25 protein-coding genes are annotated in these 26,192 nt (G+C 63.8%); 12 read left to right on the forward strand and 13 right to left on the reverse strand.

Features of this window, described 5'->3' with window-relative positions:
* Positions 1 to 375: 375 nt before the first annotated feature.
* Positions 376 to 903, forward strand: a complete 528-nt coding sequence (locus F3J19_RS28300) for a class IV adenylate cyclase (protein WP_167049087.1) — start codon at positions 376 to 378, stop codon at positions 901 to 903.
* A gap of 129 nt (positions 904 to 1,032) precedes the next feature.
* On the opposite strand, the gene F3J19_RS28305 is transcribed toward F3J19_RS28300, so the two are convergent.
* Together F3J19_RS28305 and F3J19_RS28310 are read right to left on the reverse strand one after the other, a co-directional pair.
* Positions 1,033 to 1,524, reverse strand: a complete 492-nt coding sequence (locus tag F3J19_RS28305; protein WP_167049089.1) for an Lrp/AsnC family transcriptional regulator — start codon at positions 1,522 to 1,524, stop codon at positions 1,033 to 1,035.
* 280 nt (positions 1,525 to 1,804) lie between these two features.
* Positions 1,805 to 2,029 (reverse strand): DUF3717 domain-containing protein, encoded by a 225-nt coding sequence (locus tag F3J19_RS28310; protein ID WP_167049090.1) that lies wholly within the window; start codon positions 2,027 to 2,029, stop codon positions 1,805 to 1,807.
* Between the two features lie 149 nt (positions 2,030 to 2,178).
* On the opposite strand from F3J19_RS28310, the gene F3J19_RS28315 reads away from it, so the two are divergent.
* Together F3J19_RS28315 and F3J19_RS28320 are read left to right on the forward strand one after the other, a co-directional pair.
* The gene (locus F3J19_RS28315) at positions 2,179 to 2,865 is read left to right on the forward strand and encodes a response regulator transcription factor (RefSeq protein ID WP_167049092.1); all 687 of its coding nucleotides are present in this window, start codon (positions 2,179 to 2,181) and stop codon (positions 2,863 to 2,865) included.
* Positions 2,866 to 3,009: 144 nt separating this feature from the next.
* A complete protein-coding gene (locus F3J19_RS28320; RefSeq protein ID WP_167049094.1) occupies positions 3,010 to 4,515 on the forward strand; it encodes a sensor histidine kinase in 1,506 nt (501 codons plus the stop codon).
* Positions 4,516 to 4,573: 58 nt separating this feature from the next.
* Here F3J19_RS28320 and F3J19_RS28325 read toward each other — a convergent pair whose 3' ends face one another.
* The 7 genes from F3J19_RS28325 to mnmC all read right to left on the reverse strand — a co-directional run bounded on the left by F3J19_RS28325 (position 4,574) and on the right by mnmC (position 13,966).
* Positions 4,574 to 5,125, reverse strand: coding sequence for an SET domain-containing protein-lysine N-methyltransferase (locus tag F3J19_RS28325; protein WP_167049096.1), 552 nt, complete (start codon positions 5,123 to 5,125; stop codon positions 4,574 to 4,576).
* Between the two features lie 208 nt (positions 5,126 to 5,333).
* Complete coding sequence (locus F3J19_RS28330; RefSeq protein ID WP_167049098.1) at positions 5,334 to 6,446, reverse strand: NADH:flavin oxidoreductase/NADH oxidase; 1,113 nt, start codon at positions 6,444 to 6,446, stop codon at positions 5,334 to 5,336.
* Positions 6,447 to 6,517: 71 nt separating this feature from the next.
* On the reverse strand, positions 6,518 to 7,231 hold the full coding sequence (locus F3J19_RS28335) for a glutamine amidotransferase (protein WP_167049100.1): 714 nt from the start codon (positions 7,229 to 7,231) through the stop codon (positions 6,518 to 6,520).
* A gap of 163 nt (positions 7,232 to 7,394) precedes the next feature.
* Positions 7,395 to 8,033: a MarR family winged helix-turn-helix transcriptional regulator gene (locus F3J19_RS28340; RefSeq protein WP_167049102.1), complete on the reverse strand. Its 639-nt coding sequence runs from the start codon at positions 8,031 to 8,033 to the stop codon at positions 7,395 to 7,397.
* Positions 8,034 to 8,609: 576 nt separating this feature from the next.
* Positions 8,610 to 9,725: a YbdK family carboxylate-amine ligase gene (locus tag F3J19_RS28345; RefSeq protein ID WP_167049104.1), complete on the reverse strand. Its 1,116-nt coding sequence runs from the start codon at positions 9,723 to 9,725 to the stop codon at positions 8,610 to 8,612.
* A 101-nt stretch (positions 9,726 to 9,826) separates the two neighbouring features.
* Positions 9,827 to 11,032 (reverse strand): cation:proton antiporter, encoded by a 1,206-nt coding sequence (locus tag F3J19_RS28350; protein ID WP_167049106.1) that lies wholly within the window; start codon positions 11,030 to 11,032, stop codon positions 9,827 to 9,829.
* A gap of 957 nt (positions 11,033 to 11,989) precedes the next feature.
* Complete coding sequence (mnmC, locus tag F3J19_RS28355) at positions 11,990 to 13,966, reverse strand: bifunctional tRNA (5-methylaminomethyl-2-thiouridine)(34)-methyltransferase MnmD/FAD-dependent 5-carboxymethylaminomethyl-2-thiouridine(34) oxidoreductase MnmC (protein WP_167049108.1); 1,977 nt, start codon at positions 13,964 to 13,966, stop codon at positions 11,990 to 11,992.
* A gap of 436 nt (positions 13,967 to 14,402) precedes the next feature.
* Between mnmC and F3J19_RS28360 the strand changes: the two genes are divergently transcribed.
* Positions 14,403 to 14,681, forward strand: a complete 279-nt coding sequence (locus tag F3J19_RS28360; protein WP_085482965.1) for an HU family DNA-binding protein — start codon at positions 14,403 to 14,405, stop codon at positions 14,679 to 14,681.
* 125 nt (positions 14,682 to 14,806) lie between these two features.
* On the opposite strand, the gene F3J19_RS28365 is transcribed toward F3J19_RS28360, so the two are convergent.
* From F3J19_RS28365 to F3J19_RS28375, 3 genes are all read right to left on the reverse strand, one after another.
* A complete protein-coding gene (locus F3J19_RS28365; RefSeq protein ID WP_167049110.1) occupies positions 14,807 to 16,153 on the reverse strand; it encodes a GTP-binding protein in 1,347 nt (448 codons plus the stop codon).
* Positions 16,154 to 16,413: 260 nt separating this feature from the next.
* Positions 16,414 to 16,860, reverse strand: a complete 447-nt coding sequence (locus F3J19_RS28370; protein ID WP_167049112.1) for a lytic transglycosylase domain-containing protein — start codon at positions 16,858 to 16,860, stop codon at positions 16,414 to 16,416.
* 176 nt (positions 16,861 to 17,036) lie between these two features.
* Positions 17,037 to 17,330, reverse strand: coding sequence for a hypothetical protein (locus F3J19_RS28375; protein WP_167049114.1), 294 nt, complete (start codon positions 17,328 to 17,330; stop codon positions 17,037 to 17,039).
* A gap of 29 nt (positions 17,331 to 17,359) precedes the next feature.
* Here F3J19_RS28375 and gspD point away from each other — a divergent pair, with 29 nt between their 5' ends.
* From gspD to gspF, 3 genes are read left to right on the forward strand one after another with little or no spacing between them, the layout of a single operon-like run.
* The gene (gene gspD / locus F3J19_RS28380) at positions 17,360 to 19,723 is read left to right on the forward strand and encodes a type II secretion system secretin GspD (RefSeq protein WP_167049116.1); all 2,364 of its coding nucleotides are present in this window, start codon (positions 17,360 to 17,362) and stop codon (positions 19,721 to 19,723) included.
* Positions 19,720 to 21,231, forward strand: a complete 1,512-nt coding sequence (gspE, locus tag F3J19_RS28385) for a type II secretion system ATPase GspE (protein ID WP_167049118.1) — start codon at positions 19,720 to 19,722, stop codon at positions 21,229 to 21,231. Before gspD ends, gspE begins: the two co-directional genes overlap by 4 nt.
* Positions 21,232 to 21,235: 4 nt before the next feature.
* Positions 21,236 to 22,453, forward strand: coding sequence for a type II secretion system inner membrane protein GspF (gene gspF, locus F3J19_RS28390; RefSeq protein WP_167049120.1), 1,218 nt, complete (start codon positions 21,236 to 21,238; stop codon positions 22,451 to 22,453).
* A 93-nt stretch (positions 22,454 to 22,546) separates the two neighbouring features.
* Here the strand turns inward: gspF and F3J19_RS28395 are convergent, their stop codons facing one another.
* Positions 22,547 to 22,960 (reverse strand): general secretion pathway protein GspC, encoded by a 414-nt coding sequence (locus tag F3J19_RS28395; RefSeq protein WP_167049122.1) that lies wholly within the window; start codon positions 22,958 to 22,960, stop codon positions 22,547 to 22,549.
* A gap of 134 nt (positions 22,961 to 23,094) precedes the next feature.
* On the opposite strand from F3J19_RS28395, the gene gspG reads away from it, so the two are divergent.
* From gspG to gspK, 5 genes are all read left to right on the forward strand, one after another.
* Complete coding sequence (gene gspG, locus F3J19_RS28400; protein WP_167049124.1) at positions 23,095 to 23,559, forward strand: type II secretion system major pseudopilin GspG; 465 nt, start codon at positions 23,095 to 23,097, stop codon at positions 23,557 to 23,559.
* A 25-nt stretch (positions 23,560 to 23,584) separates the two neighbouring features.
* Complete coding sequence (locus tag F3J19_RS28405; protein ID WP_240159290.1) at positions 23,585 to 24,061, forward strand: GspH/FimT family pseudopilin; 477 nt, start codon at positions 23,585 to 23,587, stop codon at positions 24,059 to 24,061.
* A 1-nt stretch (position 24,062) separates the two neighbouring features.
* Complete coding sequence (gspI, locus tag F3J19_RS28410) at positions 24,063 to 24,512, forward strand: type II secretion system minor pseudopilin GspI (protein ID WP_167049126.1); 450 nt, start codon at positions 24,063 to 24,065, stop codon at positions 24,510 to 24,512.
* On the forward strand, positions 24,490 to 25,167 hold the full coding sequence (locus F3J19_RS28415) for a prepilin-type N-terminal cleavage/methylation domain-containing protein (RefSeq protein ID WP_167049128.1): 678 nt from the start codon (positions 24,490 to 24,492) through the stop codon (positions 25,165 to 25,167). The genes gspI and F3J19_RS28415 overlap by 23 nt, the downstream gene beginning before the upstream one ends.
* A gap of 1 nt (position 25,168) precedes the next feature.
* Positions 25,169 to 26,192, forward strand: a 1,024-nt coding sequence (gspK, locus tag F3J19_RS28420) for a type II secretion system minor pseudopilin GspK (protein WP_167049130.1), incomplete at its 3' end; no start/stop codon positions are given.

The raw sequence follows: 26,192 nt of genomic DNA on the forward strand, positions 1-26,192 counted from the left end.
GCCCGCGAGGTTGCGTGGCGCCGATCCGGCATTGCGCGAGCACTTCGCCATCCCTCGCGATATGAGGCGCGCTAATGCCATAAGGGATGCTGCAAGCGGCGTAACCGGCGAAAAGACGGAAAACACGTCGGTGCAAAATGCGCCACATCACGGTCATGTCGACCTGTCTCGACCGCCACGCCGCTGCCCTACTTTGCTTGCGGGCTGAAACCATACCGTCACACAGTTTTTGCTAGATTGAACGTTTGTGCCTGCTCACCCGCCTCATACGATTTCCCGTTCCGCCCGACTTCGTTTTTCCCGGCGGCTTCTCTGCGGCAACCACGGCAACCCGGGGAAGCCGCCGGCCATTCCATCCATCGACAGGAGCCTGACATGGCACGCAACATCGAAATCAAAGCCCGCGCCCAGCATTTCGAGCAACTGCGCGAGCGCGCCGCGCAACTCGCGACAGAGGCTCCGCTGATCTTCCGCCAGCAGGATTTTTTCTACGACGTGCCGCGCGGCCGCCTGAAGCTGCGCCAGTTCGACGACGGCACGCCGGCCGAGCTGATCTTCTATCAGCGTGACGACCGCGACGGCCCGAAGGCCTCGTACTACACGCGCAGTCCCGTGACGAACCCCGAAGCGATGCATGCATTGCTCGCGACCGCGCTGACCACGCGCGGCATCGTCACGAAGGAACGGCATGTGTACCTGAGCGGGCGCACGCGGATTCACCTGGACCGCGTCGACGGTCTCGGCGATTTCATCGAACTCGAAGTGGTGCTCGCGCAGGACGACGACGAGGAAAGCGGTCACGCCGAAGCGCAGGAGATGTTCAGAAGCCTCGGCGTAGCGGAAGCGGATCTGGTGCCGGTCGCCTACGTCGATCTGCTGAACGACGCGGAACAGGCTGCATAAGTTTCCAGCGATGTCATGGGCCGCAGCGTGCCACGCGTCGCGGCCCGCCCGGGTATCGCTCCTCGGACGGCAAGCGAGGCGAAACGGCCGCAAAACGACCGCGAACTTACCACCGCCCCTTCCACATCATCAAACCGCGGCCGCTCCCGGCGCCAGATGCCCGAGCGGTAACGGCCCATTGCGCTTGAACGTGGTCAGCACGATGTTCGAGCGCACGCTGTCGACACCGGGCACGCGCATGAGCTTCTTCATCACGAACGTCGACAGGTAGTTCAGGTCCGGTGCAACGATGCGCAGCAGATAATCGGCATCCCCAACCACCGCATGACATTCGAGCACTTCCGGCAGCGCGTCGATCTGCTGCTGAAACTGCTCGATGATCGAATCGCCGTGGTGCTTCAGTTTGAGGCTCGTAAACGCGGTGACGCCGAGCCCGAGTTTTTCCGGACGCAGCACGACGCGGTAGCCGTCGACGACGCCCACCTGCTCCAGCCGCTGCAAACGCCGCCCGATCTGCGACGGCGACAGCGGCACCTGCTCGGCCAGTTGCTGATGCGTAGCCCGCCCAAAGCGCTGCAATACGTCCAGCAGCGCGAGATCGAAGTGATCGAGTTCCAGCATGTGAATATTCCGCATTGAATCGTTATTTAACGCGAAATTATTGCATATTTATACAAAATAACGACAGTTTCGTGCCATTTAGATGCACCGCCCGCTCTACATTCGCACCCGTCTTTTTCACGCGGATCGCGATGCAATTCGAGTCGCCGCGTTTATCAAAGGTATTACCGCGCAATACAAAAAATTCGCGGTGTCTCACGCACGTTTATACGCCGCGCATCAAACAATCGGATCGAAATGAAAGGACAATGCAGGCTATCCCCTGGTCAAACCTTCAGTTCTACAGGCTATTATTAAGTCGAACGTAAGATTCCCATGCCTGCTTTGCAATCGGGTCGAAACGATCCAGTGATAGCGACTGCTGACGCTGTACAATCAGCAGCGCATACGGCTTGGAGAGCGCGCTTGCCTCCTTGCACAGAACGAGTTCGTCGCCGCTTGAAGGCGAGCGGGCACGCCAGAAGTTGATCGCGGCTTCCAGTTCGTGAATGGTGATCTCGGACATGACTTCGTGATGGCTAGCAAGGCGTTCCAGGGCGGCTCGGCAGCTGCTTCGCGGCGCGCTTTCCGCCGCTTCGCACGCTGCCTGTGCAGCAGGCGCCCCGGCGAACCGCTTGCCCAAACGCCTAAACCCATTGTACTTGAGCGAAATCCATGCGACTCCTTCTGATTGAAGATGACCGTCCCATCGCACGCGGCATCCAAAGCAGTCTCGAACAAGCCGGTTTCACCGTCGACATGGTCCATGACGGCATCTTCGCCGAACAGGCCCTCACGCAAAACCGCCACGAACTCGTGATCCTCGATCTCGGTCTGCCGGGCATCGACGGCATGACGCTGCTCGCGCGTTTCCGCCAGAGCAATCGCCATACGCCGGTCATCATCCTCACCGCGCGCGACGAGCTGAACGACCGCGTGCAAGGTCTCAATTCCGGCGCCGACGACTACATGCTGAAGCCGTTCGAACCCGCCGAGCTCGAAGCACGCATTCGCGCGGTGATGCGCCGCAGCGGTCCGCACGGCGACATGCCGCGTCCGGAAGTGTCGCTCGGCGGCGTGCGCCTGTCGGGCGTCGATCGCCGCATCTTCAACGACGACAAGCCGCTCGAACTGTCGCCGCGCGAATTCGCGGTGCTCGAAATGCTGCTGCTGCGTCATGGCCGCGTGGTCAGCAAGGCGCAATTGCAGGATCACCTCACGCACTTCGGCGGCGATCTCGGCGACACCGCGATCGAAGTCTACGTGCACCGGGTGCGCAAGAAACTCGAGAACTGCCGTGTCGAAATCGTCACCGTGCGTGGCTTCGGCTACCTGTTGCAGGAAATCCGCCAGGCGGCATAATCGTCGTATGGGCCGCGCATTGCGTCGCGGCCCGACGGCGCCGGACCGGTGCGGCACACACCTCGTGCCGGGTGTGCGGCCTGCCGGCCTCCGGAAACATTTCAGGGCGCCTCGCGCCGTTGTCCCTACCCCGCGCGTACGACCATGCCCCAGCCGGCCGCTAATAGTCTGCGCCGCACGCTGCTGCGGCGCCTCGCTGCTCCCCTTTCGCTGCTCGCGCTGATGAGCGGCCTGATCGCTTACTGGCTGGCTTGGCAGTACACGCAGCATGTCGTCGACCGCTCGCTCGCCGACCTCGCCACCGCGATCTCCAAACAGATCCAGATTGCCGGACCCGAAGCGCCGATCACGGTGCCGCCGCTCGCGCAGGCGATGTTCTCCGATCCGGTCGAGCATCTCGTCTACCGGATCAGCAACGGCGACACCGAAATCGCCGGCGACAGCAATCTGCCGCTGCAAGGCATCAACGTGCGCCGTATGCACTATGCGTATGTATTCGAAACCCAGCATGAAGGCGTGACGGTACGGGTCGCGCAAGTGCGGGTCGACCAGCCGAAGGGCAATCCGATCATCATCGAAGTCGGTCAGGCCGTGCATCACCGGTTCCGCATCGCCGCCGAGTTTCTGGTCGCGATCATGATGCCGCTGCTGTTGCTGCTGCTGGCCGGCTGGGTCATCGTCTGGCGCGTCGTCAATCAGCAGCTCAATCCGCTCACCGCCCTCGCCGATTCGCTGAACCGGCAGACGCACACGTCGCTCGAACCGGTCGACGAAACCTATGTGCCCGTCGAAATCCGTCCGCTTACCGGCGCACTGAACGCGCTGCTCGACCGCCTGAAAACCGCGCTCGACGCGCAGCGCAAATTCATCGCCGACGCCGCGCATCAGCTGCGCACGCCGCTCACCGCCGTAAAGCTGCATGCGGAACAGGCGGCGGTCGCGCGCGATCCGCAGCAGACGCTCGCCGCCGTACGAGAGTTGCGCGCCGCGGCCGACCGCGCGGTGCGGCTGTCGAATCAGTTGCTGTCGCTCGCGCGGGCCGAGCCGGGCGAACAGGCGGCACGCTTCGTCAATGTCGATATGGCCGCGCTCGCGTTCGACACAGGTGCGGAATGGGTGCCGCGCGCGCTTGCCGTGCAGGTTGACCTCGGCTTCCAGCGTCTCGACGATCCCTCGAACGATCATCCGCTGACGGCGCGCGGCAACCCGGTGCTGCTGCATGAAGTGATCGCGAATCTGCTCGATAACGCGCTGAAGTACGTGCCGCCGTCGCGCATCGACGGCGCTCGTATCACCGTGACCGTTTCGCAGACGCTGATCGACGAGCTGCGCATGGCGGAGATCGTCGTCGAAGACAATGGGCCGGGCGTGCCCCGCGCGCAGCAGGCCGATCTGTTCAAGCGGTTTTTCCGCGGCGACGGCCAGAGCGAAGCCGGCGTGGATAGCGGCGCGGGCCTGGGTCTGGCGATCGTCCACGACATCATGGTGCTGCATCACGGCAGCGTGCATTACGAGGACGCCCCCGAAGGCGGCGCACGTTTCATCGTGCGGGTGCCGCTGATGCGCACTGAGGCGCCTGCCGGCGTCGCGGACGCCGACGCGCGGCGCGTGGCGAAAAAAACGGCGCCCTCGGCGCCGGTGGATATCTGACTATCCGACAGCAGCAGGACGTGAACGCCCGGTTCGACCGAGGTGCTCACGCCTTGCCTCATTTCTTCTTCGATTTCTTCGTCGTCTTGCCGGACTTGCCGGACTTGCCGGACTTGCCGGACTTGCCTGGCTTGTCGGCCTTGGCACCGCCGCTCTTGCCCTTCGCCGGCGGCGCCAGCATCGTGCCGCGGCACTTGCGCGCGCCGCAACGGCATTCGTATTCCTTCTTGAGCTTTTTCGTCTGACGCGCGTCGATCACGAGCCCGTAGTCGTAAAAGACTTCCTCGCCTTCCGCGATATCGCGCAGCGCATGCACGTACACGTGACCGTCGATTTCCTCGGCCTCGCAGTTCGGCGCGCACGAGTGATTGATCCAGCGCGCGCTATTGCCGTTCACCTTGCCGTCGATCACCTTGCCGTTGTCCAGCGCGAAGTAGAACGTATGATTCGGCTCAGCCGGATTGTGCGGATGACGGCGCAGCGCTTCTTTCCAGGAGATCCGCTCGCCCTTGTATTCGATGAGCCGCTCGCCGGCCGCAATCGGTTCGAGTGCAAACACGCCCTTGCCGTGCACACCCGAACGGCGCACGGCGATCCTGCGTGAATTCATTGAATGAATCCTTGTGAAGAACTGGGATGAAGTCCGGCAATCGTCAGAGACACGTTTTGCACGCAGCTTTTCTGACGCGGATAGCAAACGCGGCGCCCTGCGAGCGCCGCGTCGACTTGCGACGCCGAAGCGCCACAACCGGCATCCTACACGCTGACTGCGGCTTCGTTCAACCGTCGCCGGCGCGTTCGTTTCAAGCTGCGCTACGTTAGCGTTGACCGAACGATATGTCGCCGAACAGGGCCTTCTGATCGCGCGGTTGCGAACGCCAGTACTGCGGCGGCGCATCGACCGTAGCGCCGAGTTGCGCGGCGGCATGCCACGGCCAGCGCGGGTTGTACAGCAGACCGCGAGCGATGGCGATCAGGTCGGCGTCGCCCGCTTCGATCAGTTGCTCGGCATGCAGCGGATCGGTGATGAGCCCGACGCCGATCGTCGCAAGACCGGTCGCATGCCGGACGGCCTTCGCGAACGGAATCTGATAACCGGGTTCGAGCGGAATTCTCTGCAATGGCGACACCCCGCCCGATGACACATCGATCCAGTCGCAGCCGCGCTTTTGCAGTTCGTGCGCAAAGGCGATCGTGTCTTCGAGCGTCCAGCCGCCTTCGACCCAGTCGGTTGCCGACACGCGCACGCCAACGGGTTTGTCGGCCGGGAATGCGGCGCGCACGATGTCGAAGATTTCGAGCGGGAAACGCATGCGGTTTTCGAGCGAGCCGCCGTATTCGTCGCTGCGCTGATTGGCGACCGGCGAGAGGAACTGATGCAGCAGATAACCATGCGCCGCATGCACTTCGAGTGCGTCGATGCCGAGGCGCGCGGCACGCCGCGCCGAAGCCGCAAAGGCTTCGCGAATCCGCCTCAGACCGCCGACGTCGAGCGCCAGCGGCGGCTCTTCACCGGCCTTGTGCGGCAACGCCGACGGCGCATGCGGCAGCCAGCCGCCTTGCGACACCGGAATCAGTTGACCGCCGTCCCACGGCACATGGCTCGACGCCTTGCGGCCCGCATGCGACAGCTGCATCGTCACGCTGATGGACGAATGCTTGCGAATCGCGGCCAGCACCGGCACCAGCGCTTCTTCGGTTGCGTCGTCCCACAAGCCGAGATCGCCGGGCGTGATGCGGCCATCGGGCTCGACCGCGGTCGCTTCGATGCACAGCATCGCCGCGCCGGACAAGGCGAGACTGCCGAGGTGGATCATGTGCCATGCGGTCGCTTCGCCGCGTTCGGCGGAGTACTGGCACATCGGGGAAACAACGATACGGTTGGGAAGCGTCACGCTACGCAGCGTGAGCGGAGAGAAAAGCGCGCTCATGGATTTGCCCAGTGAAAACCCGAGAGCAACCGAGCATAGCACCGCAAGCGGTTTACTGCATGAATCTGGGCTCAGGCTTGGGTTTCGACCTGATCGAGCCATTCGCCAAACATGCGGCAGGCGGCGGCTTCGAGGGCCGGGCCGAATTGCGCGGTATCGGCACGCAACTGGCGCGCATCGATGCCATGCCCGATCAGTTCGCCCGCATTGCCGATCAGCCATGGTTCGAAGCGATCGCTGCGGATTTCCGGATGACATTGCAAACCCAGCACGTGATCGCCCCAGGTGAACGCCTGGTTTTCGCAGGCGGGTGTCGAAGCAAGACGCGTCGCGTTGGCGGGCAGATCGAAGGTATCGCCATGCCAATGCAGCATCGACGTCTGCGCGCCATCCAGATGACGCAGCGGCGAAGCGCGGCCGGCGTCGGTCAACGTGAGCGGCGTCCAGCCGAGTTCGGTATGGCCTGCGGGATAAACGCGCGCACCGAGCGCACGCGCGATCAGTTGCGCGCCGAGACAGATGCCGAGCGTCGGCAGACCGGCCGCGATGCGCTTTTCGATCATCGCGAGCAGCGGCACGAGTGTGGGATAAAGCGCGTCGCCGGTTGCGCTGATCGGGCCGCCGAGCACGACCATCAACGAAGCGGAGACGGGATTCGGCGCCTCGATACGGGCAAGTCCCACGTCGAGATAACGGACCGGACGCCCGCGCTCGCCGAGCACCAGCTCGAGACTGCCCAGATCCTCGAAGTGCACATGACGAATGGCCAGTACTTCGCGATTCATCGCCCTGTCCCACCTTCAGGTTAACTAACGACTTGCCGTGCAACGACATGCCGCCGGCCTGTCATTGCGCGACCGCCAGCCGTCCGACAGCCGGCTTACGCCGGCCGCCGGACCCGCGAGGCCATGATAGCGAATGGTCCCAATCGCCCCGAAAGACGCCGCGTTAGACCGCGAAAATCTTCCAGTTCTTCTTCTGGGTAGCGACGTCCGCCTTTTCGTGCACGGAGCAGTCGAGACGCAGATCGGTGTCCGCCATGTTCAGGTCGAGCAGCGCGCAGTGATGCGGCGTCTTCTTCGGATTCTTGCTCGGCTGGAAATGCGAGCAGCTCAGGCACATGCGGTGCGCCGGAATCGTGTCCTGCGCCTCGAGCTGATGGATGGTCTTGAGCAGCGTGCGATAGAACACGGCCTGCTCTTCTTCACGCAGCGTGCCCACTGCCTTGCTCAGGAAGTCGGGCCACTGGGCCGCGCGCTTCGCGGCCGTGCGGCCACGCGAAGTCAGACGGACAGCAAGGGCACGGCCATCGTCGAGGGCGCGGCGCTTTTCGACAAGACCCTTGGTCTCGAGCGTGCTGACCGCATCGCTGGTGGTCGCGGCGGTCAGCGCCGTTTCGCGGGCAATCTCGCCGAGACGCATCGGCCCTTTGCGCTGCATCAACAGCACGAGGATTTCGCCCTGGGTCGGCGTGAGGCCTGCGCCTTCCGCCCATTCCCAAGCCTGGCTGCGCATCGCCGTGCTCAATCGCAAGAGGCTGTGGGTCACACGCCCAGCTGCCTGTTCTCCGTATACACCTTCGCTCATAATCTTCGATTCGTTTATTTACCGCTTTTGTGCGATGCCGGCAAACTGCTTGCCGACCGCGCCCGTTGCGTGTGTGGGGTAGCTTCGACTGACTGCTGACGAAACCGGTGGTTCAACTATCTCAAAAATTTACCGCCCGGCAAACCGCTAGCGGTTGAAAACGACATTCTATGCGAGGTCGGCAAATCGTACAGCTAACTTATCCAACCCACTCTGTGGATAACCAGGGGAAAACGTTTGGATAGCCTGTGCAACATTTCCCGATAACGCCCCGGACAATACCTGACCGCTTCCTGTCCGTCCTTGTCCGACAAGGTCGAAGCCCATTTCGCGATACCTCGTTATCATTTCCGCAGCGCGTTGACTTTGCAAGGAATTATTCAGTTGTCCACAGCCTCAGGCAATGCTTGTTAACGACTACTACGCTTGTATACGTAAACTTTGGAAAAACCTGAAGGGGGTCACGGGCAAAAATTTTTTAAAAGACATTACGAAAAAAAACCCGCACGAGGCGGGTTTCCCTGAAACGTTACGTAAATGACACTCGCGAGCGCGATTTTGTGAATGACCTCGCGACTAGGCGCGCCATTGCAGACACTGCTGCCGCACCGCTTCGTGCAAGGACTTTTCCCGCGCAAACACGCTGCGCAGCCAGGTTGCATCGTTGATCTGGCCGCGCGCAATCGCGCCGATTTCAGTCAGCGCATTGGTCGAGCCCAGCGTTTCGGCATGCGCGCCGATCAGTTCGAGCGTTTCGAGGATGTCCTCGGAAATCGTCTTGCGTTCGCCCGTTTGCGGATTGATGCAGGTGCCGCCGAGACCGAAACGGCAGGCCTCGAAGCGGTTGAAGGTATAGACAAGGTAGTCGTCCTCCTTCGGCGCGATCGGCTTGTCGAGCAGCAGATGCCGCGCGAGCGTCTGGATGTAGCAGGCGATCGCCGCAGCGCGGTCGACCGAAAACGGCGTATCCATCACACGTACTTCGATCGTGCCGAAGCCCGGCTTCGGACGGATGTCCCAGTAAAAGTCCTTCATGCTGTTGACCACGCCGGTATGGACCATCTTCGAGAAATATTCCTCGAAGCTGTCCCACGTGAGCACGAACGGCGCGCGGCCCGACAACGGAAACGCGAACACCGAATTGAGCCGCGCCGAATGGAAACCGGTATCGACGCCCTGCACGAACGGCGACGAAGCGGACAAGGCGATGAAATGCGGGATGAAACGCGACATCGAATGCAGCAGATACAGCGCGCTGTTCGCATCCGGGCAACCGATGTGCACGTGCTGGCCGAACACCGTGAACTGCTTCGCCAGATAGCCGTATAGCTCGGAAAGATACTGAAAACGCGGCGTATCGACGATCTGCCGCTCGCTCCATTGCTGGAAAGCATGCGTGCCGCCGCCGCACAGGCCGACATTGAGATGATCGGCCGCGGAGACAAGCGTGTCGCGAATCTGGCGCAGATCGGCCACGGCCTGCTCATGCGACGTACAGATGCCGGTCGACAGCTCGATCATGCTTTCGGTGATTTCCGGCGTGATGTTGCCGGGGATTTTTTCGTCCTTGATAAGACGCAGCAGATCCGAGCCGGCCTTGGTCAGATCATAGTCATGCGTATTGACGATCTGCATTTCGAGTTCGATGCCGAATGTGAACGGCTTCGAATCGATGAAGGGTTCGAGTGACATGGCGTCCCCTGAGTCAGGTCGTTTGAAACGGATGAGTTTAAAACGGCTTCGCGAGTCCGGCGCCGCCGTCTTCCCACGCCGCGCTCATGTTGGGTTCCCGCTTACTCTTCGCGCCGTTCGGCGACGAGCGCGAGACTGCGATACACGAGCCACGGCCCGAGAATCTGCAGCACGAAAATCGAACACATCACGATGGCGCGCAATTGCGGATCGAAGTTCGGATAAAGGTTGTAGGTGTCGTCGACGAGCAGATAAGCCAGCGCCGACATGGGCGACAACGACAGGCCGAGCGCCACGCCCTGCTTCCAGTTCAGGCCGCTCGGCTTGGCGAACGCGAGCACGCCGACCAGCTTCGCCACCAGCCGCGCCACGATCAGCCCCAGCGCCGCAACACCGCCGAGCGCGATGTGCCGCCATTCGAACGCGGTCAGCGTCAGCACGAACAGGATCACGGTCAGCAGCCAGCCGGCCGTGCCGAAATGCTGCGGCCACAACTGCGGACGAGCCTCATGATTTTTCACGATGATGCCCGCGGCGAGCAACGCGAGAATCGTCGACAGCTTGAACAGATGCGCAACCGCGATCGCGAGCAGCACGAGACCGAACAGCGCGACGAACGAATGCTCGTCGTGCATGTTCAGGCGCCGATAGAAGAACGTGCAGGTGCGCGCAAGCAGATACGCGAGCACGAGCGAGCCGATCAGCAGATATAGCGGCTGCAGGATGGTCGCGAAGACATTGCCGTATACCTCCTGATGCAGCCAGCTCGAGACGAGCTTTTCGATCACCACCGCATACATGCTGTTCAGCGCGGTCAGCGTCAGCAGACGCTGCGTGACCTGCCCTTCCGCGCGCAATTCCGTTTTCAGCTGGATCACCATCGCCGGCGACGTCGCCATTGCGATCGCGGCCAGCACGGTCGCCACCATCAGCGGCACGTTCAGGAACAGCAGAACCGGCAGGACCAGCACGAAAGTCAGCGTGGCTTCGGCGACGCTCGACAGGATCAGCCACGGATTACGGCGGATCCAGCGCAGATCGAGCCGGCTGCCGAGTTCGAATAGCAGCAGGCCGAGCGCGACGTCGAGCAACGGCCGCGCGGCGCGCGCGGCATCGGCGTCGATCACGCCGAAACCGGCCGCGCCGGCAACGAGACCGATCACCGCATAACCGGAAATGCGCGGTAAACGCCATGCGCGATAACACAACTCGCCGCACAGACCGGCGGCAAGCAAGGCAAGTCCGGCCCAAAAGATGGCGTCGGGAGAAAGCGGCCACGCTGGAAGAAACGAAAACGCCGAATTCATCGTGATGGGTTCTCCTTGTCAGCAACGGCAGACGACACGAACCGGCGCAGACGCCGGCGAGCGAGCGGTCAACGCCCACTGTCGCAATCTCGCTTCGCGAAGTCAGCGTTGCGAGTTTCAATGATCGGATGATCGGCATGCGCCGCGGCCGGAAAAGAACCGCGAAGAATCCGGCACGTTCACGGATGCGGCTATAGCAACCGGTACGGTGAAAGAACGCCGTCGACTTTGAATCAGATTCTGTTTGACCGGCACCGTTCCGTTGCAATGCGTGCCGCCAGATACGGGGGGCACAACGCGGAAAAGAACGGCGATTGTGCCATAGCTTTTTCTGTCTCAACCGAAAAGGAACCAACTCGCAGGCAAAACGGTAAAAACGTACGCGATCTTCGTGACAAACGGTGACAAGAGGAAAAAGCGACCGTTTTACTCATGAAAAATAGCCGGCGCGGATTGCGAGCTTGAGCGCTGCCTGTGTGTTTTTCATGTGCGTTTCCGCATAGAACCGGTGAAGTCCAGCGATGTTTTGACGGAATTGCGCCCGTCGATGGGCGGGGCGTCAGCCTCTGCCTTCGTTGTTTACTGGTTTACCGTATGTATACGTAGTAACAGTTAACAAGCTGCCTCGCTTTCTGTGGATAACTCGGGTTTACCGAAACGAATCAGCCAATTACCGGCCGCATAACCGGATGCACAGCGTGTGCGGCAGCGGCAGGTATACGCGGGCAACTTTTTGCGCTTTTCGGCGACGCGCGAGTTACCCCGTTTACGTCCACAACGGTTCCACACGACTTGCGCCGGTTAACCGCGCGGTTATCCACAGGGGCTGGTGGATAACCTGCGTTGCGAGTTAACCGGGTTAACCGTCGGGATGAACCGCAGCGGCGTATACGGCAACAGCATGCGACGATCACGCAGCGTGCGGTTGCGACCGCGACCGTTAACGAGGGAGGGCGGTTAACCGACCGTTCCCTGCCGCAATCCACGCAGCAGGAACCGGGCCGGGTCGATGTCTTCCGCGAGGTCGCGTTCGAGCGGCCACGGCTCGCCTTCGATCTGCGAGGCGATCAGTTCCGCGCCAAGCGCCGCCCATACGAGACCGCGAGACCCATACGCGAATGCGCCGTACAGGCCGTCCACGCGCGGCAGATCGAGCGGCCATGCGCCGCGCAGGCGGGCGGCATCGCGGGTGGCCGCGGCTTCGTCGGCGAGCTGGCCGATCATCGGCATGCGGTCGCTCGTGACGCAGCGAAACGCCACGCGTCCCGCGAGTTCGGCGATTGCCGCCGGTTGTGCGACGTCGAGCTCGCTCGCGAACGCGGGCAGCATCTGCGCGACGCGCTCGATGTTCTCACGATGACCGTCCGTTCGCAGCGACGTATCGGGATCGTCGAGTTCGTAAGTGGCGCCGGCCAGCGTGACGCCGTTCGCGAGCGGCACCGCGTAACCCTCGCCGATCACCGGCAGCGCGAGCGGCGCGACCGTGCCCGGCGGCAGTAAGCTCAACTGACCGCGAATGCTGCGGGTCGGCGCATGACGCAAGCCGGCGATTCGCGCGGCCTCGTGCGCACCGGCGACGATCACGACCGGCGCGCGTACTACCGCATTGCCCGCGATATCGAAGACGGTCCACTGGTCGCCGGTTCGTTCGAGCCGCGCGACCTCGACGCCGAAGCGTCGTTCTAGCCGCTCGCCCGCCGCGGCGAACTGCGCGGCGCATAACGAGGCCGGATTGATCCAGCCGCCGTGCGCAAAGAACCAGCCGCCGCGCGCGAGCGGCATGCCGGCGAGCGCCGAAGCCTCGCTGGCGGAAACCGGCCTCACGTAGTCGGACGGATAGCGGAACGTCGCGATTGCAGCGCCGATCGAGCGGGCTTCGTCGTCATCGGCGGCGATTTGCAGCAGGCCCTCGCCGCCGCGCGCGAGCCGATGACCGGCCGCTTCGAGCGCGGCCCAGCGATTGAGCGTATAGAGGAAACCGGCGCGCGTGACGCGCGAGGCGACGCTGTCGTCGCGCGAGATCATCGGATGGAAAACGCCCGCGGGATTGCCCGACGCATCCTGCGCCACCGACGCGTGCCGTTCGAGCGACGTGACGCGCCAGCCGCGCGCCGCAAGCCGTTCGATCACGGCGCAGCCGGCGAGCCCCGCGCCGATCACGACCGCATGCCGCTCGGCATGCGCGAACGGCGCGGGCGGTTCATAACGGCGCACCCGCCAGCGCGGCGCGAAGTGACCGACCAGCATCGCGCGCTTCCAGCCGAAGCCGTCGACCTTGCGATACTCGAAGCCGCATTGTGTCAACGCGCGTTTGACGTCGCCGGCGCTGCTGTAGGTGGAGAAGGTCGCGCCCTCGCCCGCCACGCGTGCGAGAGACTTGAAGATCACCGGGCTCCACAGCTCGGGATTTTTCGCGGGCGCGAAACCGTCGAGATAAAACGCGTCGGCGCGCAGGCGCAACGCAGGCAGGCTGTCGGCCGCATCGGCGAAGACCAGCGTGAGCACGACACGGCCGCCTTCGAATTCGAGCCGGTGCGTGCCTAGCACGAGCATCGGCCATGCGTGCGCGAGCGTATCGGCAAGGCTCGCAATCAGCGGCTCGGAGAGCGTCTTCGCATAGACGCGGCGCAGATCGTCGGCGCTGAACGGATGCTTTTCGATCGACACGAAATGCAGCCGCTCGCAACGCGACGGATCGGCGCGCCACGCGGCCCACGTCACGAGAAAGTTGATGCCCATGCCGAAGCCGGTTTCGAGCACGGTGAACGTGCGGCGGTTCTGCCATCGCCCGGGCAGCGCATTGCCGCGCAGAAAAACGTATTCGGCCTGTTCGAGCGCGCCGACGGCGCTGTGATAGATGTCGTCGTAGAGCGGCGAAAACGGGTTGCCGTTGTCGCGAAAAGCGAGGACGGCGGGGATCAGCGGATCGGTCATGCGCAGCGGGAAAACACGCTCAAATGGATGCTCGAAGGAGCGGTCCGGTCGTTGTGGCCGGCGCGCGCGGCTCGCGGAGCGCCGGAAAAAGGCGGATGCGCATCTGTGCTGCGTTGGCAAAAACCAACGCCAAGCCCCGTCAGCACTGGGTTTCAGCCTCGTTTTAAGGGTTAACCAAGGTGAAAACTCCGGTTTCCTTGCTGGATCGGCCCGAGAACCGCGCAAATCTTCGAAACCCTTATCCTGATTGGGTTTGCGCTGCGCTATCATAGCAAGCGCCGCGAAGGGAGCGGCAGCACGGCCGGCGAACAGTCACCTGTCCGCTGCGAGAGATTCTCGGGGATCAGGGCCGCAGCTGCTCGACGGCGCGGTGCGCGCACGTATAATCGGCGCGTTCGCGCTGTTCGTATCAACCTAAACTCAGAAAGGAACCTTAATGAACAAACAGGAATTGATCGACGCTGTCGCAGGACAGACGGGCGCCAGCAAGGCTCAAACCGGCGAAACGCTGGACACGTTGCTCGAAGTGATCAAGAAGGCTGTGTCGAAGGGTGAAGCGGTCCAGTTGATCGGCTTCGGCAGCTTCGGTTCGGGTAAGCGCGCAGCGCGTACGGGTCGCAATCCTAAGACCGGCGAAACCATCAAGATTCCGGCAGCCAAGACCGTCAAGTTCACCGCCGGCAAAGCGTTCAAGGACGCAGTCAACAAGCGCTAAGCAGATCGATCTGCCGGGCAGTTGACACCCGCTAGAAACCCGCCCATGGCGGGTTTTTTTTCGTCCGCGATTTCGTTTCCGGCCAGCGGGAAAATGCCGGGCGCTGTGCCTGGTGCGCCCGGTGCTCAGTCGTGACGATGCACGATTTCGCCGTGGCCATCTCCGCAGTGCTCGCAATCGTGGCCGTGATCGTGATGGGTGTGACCCTGTGCGCCGTCATGATCGTGATTGTCTTCGTCGAAGTCCCATGCGGGGAACGGATCGTCGAACTGCCGCCAGGCCTCTGACCCGAGCGCGTATTCGGCGTCGCTGAGCAGGCACGCGTCGAATTTCGCGCGCCACGCGGCCGGATCGATATCGATGCCGATCAACACCAGCTCCTGGCGACGGTCGCCGATGCTCGTATCGTCCAGATCGCCATACCAGTCGGCGGCGATTTCGGCGCTCAGTTCGTCGTCTCCGCCGGGCCATTCGCTGCGATCCTGCGCGGCCCACCACATGCCCGCCGGACCATGCCGGCAGGCACCGCCCGCTTGCGACAGCGAACCGGCAATGTCATTGCGCGTCGCGAGCCAGAAGAAGCCCTTGCTGCGCAGCACGCCCTTCCATTCCTGATGCAGCAATTCCCACAGCCGCTGCGGATGAAACGGCCGGCGCGCGCGATAAATGAAATTGCCGATGCCGTATTCGTCCGCTTCGCCGTGATGCGCGTGGCCGTGCTCATCGTCGTGACCGTGATCGAGCGAGGCGAGCCAGCCCGGCGCGCTCGACGCCTCGTCGAAATCGAAGCGCCCCGTGTTCAGCACCTGGTCGAGCGGCACGCAGCCGAAGCGGCTTACCACCTGCACCGCGCGCGGGTTGATGCGCGTGAGGATGCCTTGCAGGCGCGCGAGTTCGTCCGTGCTGACGAGGTCCGCCTTGTTCACGACGAGCACGTCACAGAATTCGATCTGCTCGATCAGCAGTTCGACGATCGTGCGGTCGTCTTCTTCGCTGACGGCGACGCCGCGTTCGGCGAGCGCCTCGGCCGAGGCATAGTCGCGCAGGAAGTTGAACGCATCGACGACCGTCACCATCGTGTCGAGCCGCGCGATATCGGATAGCGATGCGCCGTCATCGTCGACGAACGCGAAGGTTTCGGCGATCGGCATCGGTTCGGCGACGCCGGTCGATTCGATCAGCAGCGCATCGAAGCGCTTTTCTTCCGCGAGGCGGCGGATCTCGTTCAGCAGATCGTCGCGCAACGTGCAGCAGATGCAGCCGTTCGACAACTCGACGAGCTGTTCCTCGACACGCGACAACTCGGCGGCGTGACGCACGAGCGTCGAATCGATATTGACGGCGGCGAGATCGTTGACGATCACCGCGACGCGCAGACCGGCGCGATTCGCGAGGATGTGGTTCAGGAGCGTGGTCTTGCCGGCGCCCAGAAAACCGGAGAGCACGGTGACGGGCAATAGCGGCTGGTTCATCGCGGTACGGAGAAAACAGGAAGATGGGAAGGCATGCCGGGCCCGGCCTTGCATGAACCGCTTGGCCGTTTTGCCGCGCGAGCCCGAACGGATCGTCGCGGCAGCATGAAGCCGCATTGTGCATCAAAACGGCCATGGGCCGCGCGCGAGCATCGTGGCGGCGAGAGGCACGGCCGTATTCGTGGGGAAAATCACGAGGAAAAAACGGAAGAAAGCACGCCAGCGAACGAGAAACCCGGCAAACCGCTTTAGTTCTCGTACTAGCGCGCAGCCGGCATCAACTTCCAGCTACGCAGAATCGCGACGATCTGCTGCGAGTACTTGTCGCGCAATGCCGGCGTTTCGGAGTGGTACGCGCCGACCGCCTGCCACGTATTGCCGTACTTGTTCATCTGCCGGCGCAGATGCCACGCGGCGATATAGACGTTCTTGCACGGCTCCATCAGCGTGCCCTGCGAGATGCCGTATTGCGCGAGCACAGGCAGATGGATCGAGTTGATCTGCATCACGCCGTAGTCGGTCGAGCCGTTCGCGTTCTTGTGCTGCGCGTCCGGCCGGTTGTGCGATTCCTGCCAGGCGATGGCCCGCAGAATCAGCGGATTAACCTTCTGATATTTGGCCGCCTCGTCGAAACAGTCGGCGCGCGCCGACCCCGCTGCCGCGAGCAGGGTCAGGGTGACAACGACAGTAACGAACGGACATTTCATCGCTAAAGACAGCCAGAAAATCTCGGAGTAAGGATCAGTAAGGCGTTTTCCCGGCCGCGTTTTTGCCGCGAGAGGCAGGCTGGCCGGGTGTTTATCGCGCGTCGGGGAAAACCCGCGTGAGCAAACCCATAACGGCGAGTCGAACGGCTCGTATCATACCGGCAGTCTGAACATCGTCAAGTTGGCCAACCGACATAAGGCAGCACAAATCCGCGTGCTGAGATTCGCCCCTGAAGCCGGTTTGCTTTCAATTGAATAACAACCCAGCGATCTTTTAAAGGAATCGCGCGAGGTCGTCTGTTTTGTTTCAAATCCGACATGAAAAGCTGGTACTGTTCGTTTTTTTCGGACATTGGCGAGCTGGTGTTCCACGCGGAAATCGTTTTCGCAACCGGCTCGTAAGCCGATCGGGCAATGGCTTGCCGCCGGGTCCGCATCGCATGACCGTCGGTGGCAGCGGCTGCCGGCATCGATATCACATTCCATGAGAAGAAATTGTATGGCTTTGCGTCGCGTGGCAACGGCGCTGCTGGTGGCTGGGTTGATCACCGCGCAGACAGCACAGGCAGAGGTGACACTGAATTTCGTGAACGCCGACATCGATCAGGTCGCGAAGGCGATCGGCGCCGCAACCGGCAAAACGATCATTGTCGACCCACGGGTGAAGGGACAGCTGAACCTCGTTTCCGAAAACGCTGTACCTGAAGATCAGGCGCTGAAAACCCTGCAGTCGGCACTGCGCATGCAGGGCTTCGCGCTGGTGCAGGATCACGGCGTGCTGAAGGTCGTGCCCGAGGCCGACGCCAAGCTGCAGGGCGTGCCGACCTACGTCGGCAATACGCCGAGCGCGCGCGGCGACCAGGTGGTCACGCAGGTCTTCACGCTGAAGAACGAATCGGCCAATAACCTGCTGCCGGTGCTGCGTCCGCTGATCTCGCCGAACAATACCGTCGCGGCCTATCCGGCCAACAATACGATTGTCGTCACCGATTACGCCGACAACGTGCGGCGCATCGCGCAGATCATTGCGGGCGTCGACAGCGCGGCGGGCCAGTCGGTCGCGGTCGTGCAGCTGAAGAACGCGAACGCGATCGACATCGCCCAGCAGATGAACAAGATGCTCGACCCGGGCTCGATCGGCAGCACGGACGCGACGCTGAAGGTATCGATTTCGTCTGACCCGCGCACCAACTCGCTGCTGATCCGCGCCTCGAACAGCGCGCGCCTTGCCGCCGCGCGGGAACTCGCGAAGCAGCTCGACACGCCGACCACGATGCCAGGCAACATGCACGTCGTGCCGCTGCGCAACGCGGATGCGACGAAGCTCGCGCGCACGCTGCGCAGCATGCTCGGCAAGAGCGGCGGCGGCGAAGGCGGTTCGTCGGGCGGCTCGAACGAAGCGAACTCGTTCAACCAGAATAGCAGCGGCGGCCTGTCGGGCAGCAACTCGACGGGCACGTCCGGCACGCCGCCGTTGCCGTCGGGCGGCCTCGGCAGCAGCTCGATGGCCTCGCCGATGGGCGGCGGCGCCTCGGGCTCGAATAACAACGGCGATTTTCTCGGCGGCGACAAGAACAAGAGCGACGACAACCAGGGCGGCGGCATGATTACGGCCGACTCCGCGACCAACTCGCTGATCATCACCGCGCCGGACCCGGTCTACCGCAATCTGCGCGCCGTGATCGACCAGCTCGACGCGCGCCGCGCGCAGGTCTACATCGAGGCGCTGATCGTCGAGCTGAACTCGAATACGAGCGGCAATCTCGGCATCCAGTGGCAGGTCGCGAACAATTCGCTGTTCGCGGGCACGAACCTGGCGGCCGGCTCCGGCAACAGCATCGTCAACCTGACGGCCGCGGCCGTAACGGCCGGCGCGACAGCCGGCGCGACCAGCGGTCTCGGGCTTGCCTCGGCGCTCGGCAACGGCACGCTTCAGCAAGGCCTGAACGTCGGCTGGATTCACAACCTCTTCGGCGTACAGGGTCTCGGCGCGCTGCTGCAGGCGCTCTCGCAGACCGCCGACGCGAACGTGCTGTCCACGCCTAACCTGATTACACTCGACAACGAGGAAGCGAAGATCGTCGTCGGTACGAACGTGCCGATCCAGACCGGTTCGTACTCGAACCTGACGAGCGGCACGACGAGCGCGGCATTCAACACGTTCGACCGCGTCGACATCGGTCTCACGCTGCACGTGAAGCCGCAGATCACCGAAGGCGGCATCCTCAAGCTGCAGCTTTACACCGAAGATTCGGCGATCGTGAACGGCACGAACAACTCGACGACGAACCCGGCGGGCCCAGAGTTCACGAAGCGCTCGATCCAGTCGACGGTGCTGTGCGATAACGGCGAGATCATCGTGCTCGGCGGCCTGATGCAGGACAACTACCAGGTCAGCAACAGCAAGGTGCCGCTGCTCGGCGACATTCCGTGGCTCGGCCAGCTGTTCCGCTCGGAGCAGAAGACGCGCGACAAGACCAACCTGATGGTGTTCCTGCGTCCCGTCATCATCAGCGATCGCGATACCGCGCAGGCTGTCACGGCGAACCGCTACGACTACATCCAGGGCGTGCAGGGCGCGTACCGCTCGGACAACAACATCATGAAGGATCGCGACGATCCGGTCGTGCCGCCGATGCCGATTGGCCCGAGCCAGGGTGGCGTGCCCGCTATGAACCTGTTCGATCTGAACCAGATGCGCCGTCAGCAGATGATGCCGCAGCAAGCCCCCCAACAAACGCCGCAACAGGCCGTGCCGCAAGCGGCGCAGCCCGCGACGACGCAACCCATGCAGCAGCCCGCCGTCATCGCCCCGGCGAGCAGCGTCGAGCCGAGCACGATGTCGCCGGGAGCGCGTCCGTGACGCAGACGCCCGCGCAATCGCAGCATACGCACCACGGCGAGGCCGTCGGCGAGCACGCGGCGCCCTCGCCGCTCGCGGCCCGGCTCGTGCCGTACGGCTTCGCGCGCGGCGGCCAGATTCTCGTCGCGCATCAGCACCCCGACAGCCTCGAAGTCTGGATCAGCGAACGCACGAGCGACGCGGCGCTTGCCGAGGTCGCACGCAATTTCGGCGCGGTCTCGGTCGTGCGCATGCCGGCCGACGAACTCGCGCAGGCAATCAACCAGGCCTACGCGCGCCAGGACGGCAGCGCCGCGCAGGTGGTCGGCGAGGTGGAAGGCGAAGTCGATCTGTCGCGTCTGATGCAGGACATTCCCGAGGTCGAGGATCTGCTCGAATCGGAAGACGACGCGCCGATCATCCGCATGATCAACGCGCTGCTCACGCAGGCCGCGCGCGAACAGGCTTCCGACATTCACATCGAGCCGTTCGAGAACGCGTCGGTCGTGCGCTTTCGCGTCGACGGCACGTTGCGCGATGTGGTTAGGCCGAAAAAAGCGCTGCACGGCGCGCTGATTTCGCGGATCAAGATCATGGCGCAGCTCGACATCGCCGAGAAGCGTTTGCCGCAGGACGGCCGCATCACGCTGCGCGTGGGCGGCCGCCCGGTCGACGTGCGCGTCTCGACGCTGCCGACCGGACACGGCGAGCGCGCGGTGCTGCGTCTGCTGGAGAAGGATGCCTCGCGCCTGAATCTCGAAGCGCTCGGCATGGCCTCGGACACGCTCGGCCAGTTCGACAAGCTGATCGGCAAGCCGCACGGCATCGTGCTCGTGACGGGCCCGACCGGCTCGGGCAAGACCACGACGCTGTATGCGTCGATGTCGCGGCTGGAGACGGCGACCACCAACATCATGACGGTGGAAGACCCGATCGAATACGACCTGTCGGGCATCGGTCAGACCCAGGTCAACGAGCGGATCGGCATGAGCTTCGCGCGCGCGTTGCGCTCGATTCTGCGGCAGGACCCGGACGTCATCATGATCGGCGAAATCCGCGACCTCGAAACGGCGCAGATCGCGGTGCAGGCATCGCTCACGGGCCACCTCGTGCTCGCGACGCTGCACACGAACGACGCGGCCTCGGCCGTGACGCGTCTCACGGACATGGGCGTCGAGCCGTATCTGCTCGCCTCGTCGCTGCTCGGCGTGCTGGCGCAGCGGCTCGTGCGGCGGCTGTGCCCGGTATGCCGCGAAGAGCGCACCGAAGAGGATGGCAGCAAGCGCTGGCATCCGGTCGGCTGCGACCGGTGCGGGCACTCCGGTTATGCGGGACGGCGCGGCGTGTACGAGTTGCTGCTGATCGACGAATCGATCCGCACGCTGATTCATCGCAACGCGGCCGATGCGGAAATTCTCGAAGCGGGCCGCGCGCAGGGCATGCGTACGCTGCGCGAGGATTCGGAGCGCTGGCTCGAATCGGGGCTCACCTCGCTCGAGGAAGTGATTCGCGTGACGGGCGGAGCATAAGCGCATGCCGGCATTTCGTTTTGAAGCGATCGACGCCGCGGGCAAGGCGCAAAAAGGCGTGCTCGACGCGGACAGCGCGCGCAGTGCCCGCACGAACCTGCGCTCGCAAGGGCTCACGCCGCTCGTCGTCGAACCGGCCGCCTCGCGCACGCGCGGCGAGCGCGATCAACGGCTCGCGCTCGGGCGTCGTCTGTCGCAACGCGAGCAGGCCATTCTCACGCGGCAACTCGCGAGTCTGCTGATCGCGGGGCTGCCGCTCGACGAAGCGCTCGCGGTGCTGACCGAGCAGTCGGAGCGCGATTACATCCGCGAGCTGATGGCGTCGATTCGCGCCGAAGTGCTCGGCGGTCATTCGCTGGCCAATGCGCTCACGCAGCATCCGAAGGATTTCCCCGAGATTTACCGGGCGCTCGTCGCGGCCGGCGAACATACGGGCAAGCTCGGTCTCGTGCTGTCGCGGCTCGCCGACTACATCGAACAGCGCAATGCATTGAAACAGAAGATCGTGCTTGCGTTCACCTATCCGGCGGTCGTCACGCTGATCGCGTTCGGCATCGTGACGTTCCTGCTCAGCTATGTGGTGCCGCAGGTCGTGAACGTGTTCGCGAGCACGAAGCAGCAGCTGCCGATTCTCACCGTGCTGATGATGGCGCTGTCGGGCTTCGTGCGGCACTGGTGGTGGGCGATGCTGATCGGCGTCGTCGTGGTCGCGTATCTGGTGCGCTCGACGTTGAAGCAGCCCGGCCCGCGTCTCGCGTTCGACCGCTGGCTGCTGACCGCGCCGCTGCTCGGCAAGCTCGTGCGCGGCTACAACACCGTGCGCTTCGCAAGCACGCTCGGCATTCTGACCGCGGCGGGCGTGCCGATTCTGCGCGCGTTGCAGGCCGCCGCCGAAACGCTCAGCAACAACGCGATGCGCGAGAACATCGACGATGCGATCGTGCGCGTGCGCGAAGGCACCTCGCTGTCGCGCGCGCTCGGCAACACGAAGACGTTTCCGCCGGTGCTCGTGCACCTGATCCGTTCGGGCGAGGCGACCGGCGACGTGACGACGATGCTCGATCGCGCGTCCGAAGGCGAAGCGCGCGAACTCGAACGGCGCACGATGTTCCTCACGAGCCTGCTCGAGCCGCTGCTGATTCTGGCGATGGGGGGCGTGGTGCTCGTGATCGTGCTGGCGGTGATGATGCCGATCATCGAGTTGAACAACCTCGTGCAGTAACGGGCAGCCGCAGCGCGAGGAAGAACTGAAAGGCGAGGAAGAAACGGAAAGGATGGCGCGGCGGGCCGCAGCGGCCGCGCAACCGTTTCTGGTTTAGCGTACGTAGATGGTGGGGCCGCTCGCGTTGGGAGGCAGGAAGACTTCGGAGTGCGCGCCGTTGCGGTCGATGATGATCGAGCGGGCGCGGACTTCGGAGAGTTTGGTGCCTTGCATGAGCGTGCTGCCGAGCGACACCGCATGAGGCGGTTCGCCGCCGACGCTGACGATTGCCGCCGCGCCTTCGCGTAATGCGAGGATGCCGAACAGATGGATGTCCTGATTGACGTTGCGCTGCAGCTGTCCGCCGAACAGCGTCGCGGCCTGCTCGGTCGAGACCTGCGCATGCGCGGCGGCAGCCGGCAACGGCGCGCCGGATATCGTGGTGAGGGTGATGACCCAGTAGGTCAGCGTCGCGCAGAAAGCGGCGAACAGCGCGAGCGACAGGAGGCGGATTTGGATGGCGTTCATGCGCACATTGTACGGACTATTGTGAAAATTTCGGTGGGTTGAAACCCTTCAACTCCATGACATTAAAATGACCGACCCGGCGTGTTCAATATGCGCCCAAGTCGAAAATTTCACCTGAAAAGAGGTAGCAAGCTATGCAACTGTCGACCATTCGCCGCGCTGACAACGCGGGTTCGCGCAGCCGTCGCCAGCGCGGTTTTACGCTGATCGAAATCATGGTCGTGATCGCGATTCTCGGCATTCTCGCCGCGTTGATCGTGCCGAAGATCATGAGCCGTCCGGACGAAGCGCGGCGCGTCGCCGCGAAGCAGGACATCGGCACCGTGATGCAGGCATTGAAGCTCTATCGCCTCGACAACGGCCGCTATCCGACCCAGGAGCAGGGCCTGCGCGCGCTGATCGAAAAGCCGAGCACCGACCCCGTGCCGAACAACTGGAAGGACGGCGGCTACCTCGAGCGTCTGCCGAACGATCCGTGGGGCAATGCGTACCAGTATCTGAATCCGGGCGTGCACGGCGAGATCGACGTGTTCAGCTACGGGGCCGATGGCAAGGCCGGCGGCGAAGGCAACGATGCCGACGTCGGTTCGTGGCAATAGTCCGTATCGGTATTCCGAGAGTTACATGATGTCCACGCACGCGAGCCGGCGCCGCGCGGCCGGCTTCACGCTGCTCGAAATGATGGTCGTGCTCGTGATCGCGGGCCTGCTCGTGTCGCTGACCGCCGTGACGATGACGCGCAATCCGCGCACCGACCTGAACGAGGAAGCACAGCGTCTCGCGCTGCTGTTCGAATCGGCCGGCGACGAAGCGCAGGTGCGCGCGCGGCCGATCGCATGGCAGCCGTACGACGGCGGTTTCCGTTTCGATCTGCGTACCGAGGACGGCTGGCGTCCGTTGCGCGACGACCTGCTCGGGCCGCGTCGATGGGAAGGCGGCGTGACCAGTGTCTCGATCAGCTATCCCGGTTCGGATTCGCAGGCCGATCGCATCGTCTTCGGCACCGAGGCGATCGACGTGCCGGTGCAGGTCACGCTGTTTTCGGCGGCCGGACAGGCGACGATCGTCGGCACCGGCAATGGCCGCTACGAGGTGCGTTGACATGTTTCGCCGCAGCAGGAACACCTGCGCCCTTCCCCGCCGCACGAACCGCAAGCCGCGCGGCCATGTTTCGCGTCGCGCCGCGCGCGGCTTCACGATGATCGAAGTGCTCGTCGCGCTCGCGATCATCGCGGTCGCGCTCGCCGCGTCGCTGCGCGCGGTCGGCAGTCTCGCGAGCGGCGAGGCCGATCTGCATCAGCGTCTGCTCGCCGGCTGGAGCGCCGACAACGCGCTCGCGCAACTGCATCTGACGCACGGCTGGCCGAACGTCGGCGAAACGCGCTTCGATTGCTCGCAGGGCAATCTGCAACTGGTCTGTACCGAACATGTGACGGCGACGCCGAATCCGGTGTTTCGCCGTGTCGAAGTCATGGTGACGATGCCTGGGCGCTCCGGCAATCTCGCTCAGATGGTCACGGTGGTCGCGAATGAAAACAACCGCTCGCTCTGAGCGCCGCCGCCGGGTCGGCGCGCGTGGCTTCACGCTGATCGAACTGCTGGTCGCGATTGCGATCCTCGCGGTGATCGCGGTGCTGTCGTGGCGCGGGCTCGACCAGATCATCCGCGGCCGCACGACGATTACGAACGCGATGGAAAACGAGCGCGTGTTCGCGCAACTCTTCGACCAGATGCGCATCGACGCGCGCCAGGCCGCCAGCGACGATGAAGCCGGTCAGGCCGCGGTCTCGATCTCCGGCAACACGCTGCAGATCGTGCGGTACATGGTTTTGCCGGGCAAGGCGCCGCGTCTGCAGGTCGTGCGCTATCGGATCGTCAATGGACGCGTGGTGCGCTCGGCGTCGCCGCCGCTTGGCAACGTCGGCGAGTTGCGGCGCGCGCTGAACGGCGGCGACAGCGAGGGCTGGAACGCGATCCCGCTGATGGGCGGGGTCGGCTCGATCTCGGCGCGCCTGTACGTGCCGAAGCTCGGCTGGACCACGCAGATGAACGACGTGCAGGCCGCGATCGGCGAAGCCGCCAACAATCTGAGGGTGCCGCAGCTCGGCAATGCGCCGATGCCGCGTTCGGCGACGGGACTCGAGGTGCGCATCGGCGCGACCTCGCTTGCGCGGCCCGTCACGCGTGTTTTTCTGATCGGAGAATGAAATGACGTTCTCCCCGTTATCGCGGCGGCGGTGTGCATCGGGTGCGCGAGTGCGCGCTCGCGTTCAGGGGCGTCGCGCGCGCGAGCGTGGCGTCGCGATCATCAGCGCGCTGCTCGTCGTCTCGCTCTCGGCGATTCTCGTCGCCGGCATGCTGTGGCGTCAGCAGGTGCAGGTCCGGCGCATCGAAAACCAGCGGCTGCTCTCGCAGGCGCAATGGGTCGCGCGCGGCGCGCTCGACTGGACGCGGCTGATTTTGCGCTCGGAAGGCGACACGTCGGCGGGCGTCACGTATCTGGGCGGCTTGTGGGGTGTGCCGATCGCGCGCACGCGCCTGTCCGATTTCCTCGGACAGATCGGCGAGGTGCGCGCCGAGGAAGGCGCGGCCACGTATCTGTCCGGTTCGATCGAGGACGCGCAGGCCAAATTCAATCTGCGCAATCTTGTGGCGAGTCCCGCGCCCGGCGTGATGCAGCTGAACGCGGAGCAGACCGCCGCGTATCAGCGCCTGCTGATCTCGCTCGGCCTGAGCGGCCAGCTCGCCAAGGCCACCGCGTTGCAGATGCGCGCCGCGCTCTCGCAATCGGCGACGCGCTTCCAGACCGGCACGCCGACGAGCAGCGCGACGCCGGTCGGCGGCGGTGGGGGCGGGGGGGGCACAGGCGGTGGCAGCTTCACGAGCCAGCCCGGCATCGAAGACGCCGACGAGAACCCGGCGGTCGCGCCGCTGCAGATGATCAGCGTCGACTCGCTGCTCGACATTCCCGGCTACACGCCCGAAATCGTCGAGCGTCTGCGCCCGTTCGTCACCGTGTTGCCAACGATTACGGCGCTCAATATGAATACCGCGTCGGCCGAAGTGATCGCGGCCGTCGTCACAGGCATGACGGTGTCGCAGGCGCAGACGCTCGTTGCGCGCCGGCAGACCGTGTTTTTCCGCAACACCGGCGACGTGCAGCTCGCGCTGACCGCCTCAGGCGTGCAGTCGGCGTCGATCGATGCGAGCGAGTTCGACGTCAATTCGAGCT

This window comes from Burkholderia sp. Ax-1724, from assembly GCF_011752995.1.
Lineage (GTDB): Bacteria > Pseudomonadota > Gammaproteobacteria > Burkholderiales > Burkholderiaceae > Paraburkholderia.

Excerpts from the sequence above, each read along its gene's own strand:
- F3J19_RS28335 (WP_167049100.1), bottom strand. The coding sequence starts at position 7,231 with ATGAATCGCGAAGTACTGGCCATTCGTCATGTGCACTTCGAGGATCTG.
- F3J19_RS28370 (WP_167049112.1), bottom strand. The coding sequence starts at position 16,860 with ATGAAATGTCCGTTCGTTACTGTCGTTGTCACCCTGACCCTGCTCGCG.
- F3J19_RS28375 (WP_167049114.1), bottom strand. The coding sequence starts at position 17,330 with ATGCCGGCAGCCGCTGCCACCGACGGTCATGCGATGCGGACCCGGCGG.
- F3J19_RS28310 (WP_167049090.1), bottom strand. The coding sequence starts at position 2,029 with ATGTCCGAGATCACCATTCACGAACTGGAAGCCGCGATCAACTTCTGG.
- F3J19_RS28340 (WP_167049102.1), bottom strand. The coding sequence starts at position 8,033 with ATGAGCGAAGGTGTATACGGAGAACAGGCAGCTGGGCGTGTGACCCAC.
- gspI (WP_167049126.1), top strand. The coding sequence starts at position 24,063 with ATGTTTCGCCGCAGCAGGAACACCTGCGCCCTTCCCCGCCGCACGAAC.
- F3J19_RS28405 (WP_240159290.1), top strand. The coding sequence starts at position 23,585 with ATGATGTCCACGCACGCGAGCCGGCGCCGCGCGGCCGGCTTCACGCTG.
- F3J19_RS28365 (WP_167049110.1), bottom strand. The coding sequence starts at position 16,153 with ATGAACCAGCCGCTATTGCCCGTCACCGTGCTCTCCGGTTTTCTGGGC.
- F3J19_RS28330 (WP_167049098.1), bottom strand. The coding sequence starts at position 6,446 with ATGAGCGCGCTTTTCTCTCCGCTCACGCTGCGTAGCGTGACGCTTCCC.
- mnmC (WP_167049108.1), bottom strand. The coding sequence starts at position 13,966 with ATGACCGATCCGCTGATCCCCGCCGTCCTCGCTTTTCGCGACAACGGC.
- F3J19_RS28345 (WP_167049104.1), bottom strand. The coding sequence starts at position 9,725 with ATGTCACTCGAACCCTTCATCGATTCGAAGCCGTTCACATTCGGCATC.
- F3J19_RS28315 (WP_167049092.1), top strand. The coding sequence starts at position 2,179 with ATGCGACTCCTTCTGATTGAAGATGACCGTCCCATCGCACGCGGCATC.
- gspG (WP_167049124.1), top strand. The coding sequence starts at position 23,095 with ATGCAACTGTCGACCATTCGCCGCGCTGACAACGCGGGTTCGCGCAGC.
- F3J19_RS28305 (WP_167049089.1), bottom strand. The coding sequence starts at position 1,524 with ATGCTGGAACTCGATCACTTCGATCTCGCGCTGCTGGACGTATTGCAG.
- F3J19_RS28300 (WP_167049087.1), top strand. The coding sequence starts at position 376 with ATGGCACGCAACATCGAAATCAAAGCCCGCGCCCAGCATTTCGAGCAA.
- F3J19_RS28415 (WP_167049128.1), top strand. The coding sequence starts at position 24,490 with ATGAAAACAACCGCTCGCTCTGAGCGCCGCCGCCGGGTCGGCGCGCGT.
- F3J19_RS28360 (WP_085482965.1), top strand. The coding sequence starts at position 14,403 with ATGAACAAACAGGAATTGATCGACGCTGTCGCAGGACAGACGGGCGCC.
- F3J19_RS28350 (WP_167049106.1), bottom strand. The coding sequence starts at position 11,032 with ATGAATTCGGCGTTTTCGTTTCTTCCAGCGTGGCCGCTTTCTCCCGAC.
- F3J19_RS28320 (WP_167049094.1), top strand. The coding sequence starts at position 3,010 with ATGCCCCAGCCGGCCGCTAATAGTCTGCGCCGCACGCTGCTGCGGCGC.
- gspF (WP_167049120.1), top strand. The coding sequence starts at position 21,236 with ATGCCGGCATTTCGTTTTGAAGCGATCGACGCCGCGGGCAAGGCGCAA.
- F3J19_RS28395 (WP_167049122.1), bottom strand. The coding sequence starts at position 22,960 with ATGAACGCCATCCAAATCCGCCTCCTGTCGCTCGCGCTGTTCGCCGCT.
- F3J19_RS28325 (WP_167049096.1), bottom strand. The coding sequence starts at position 5,125 with ATGAATTCACGCAGGATCGCCGTGCGCCGTTCGGGTGTGCACGGCAAG.
- gspD (WP_167049116.1), top strand. The coding sequence starts at position 17,360 with ATGGCTTTGCGTCGCGTGGCAACGGCGCTGCTGGTGGCTGGGTTGATC.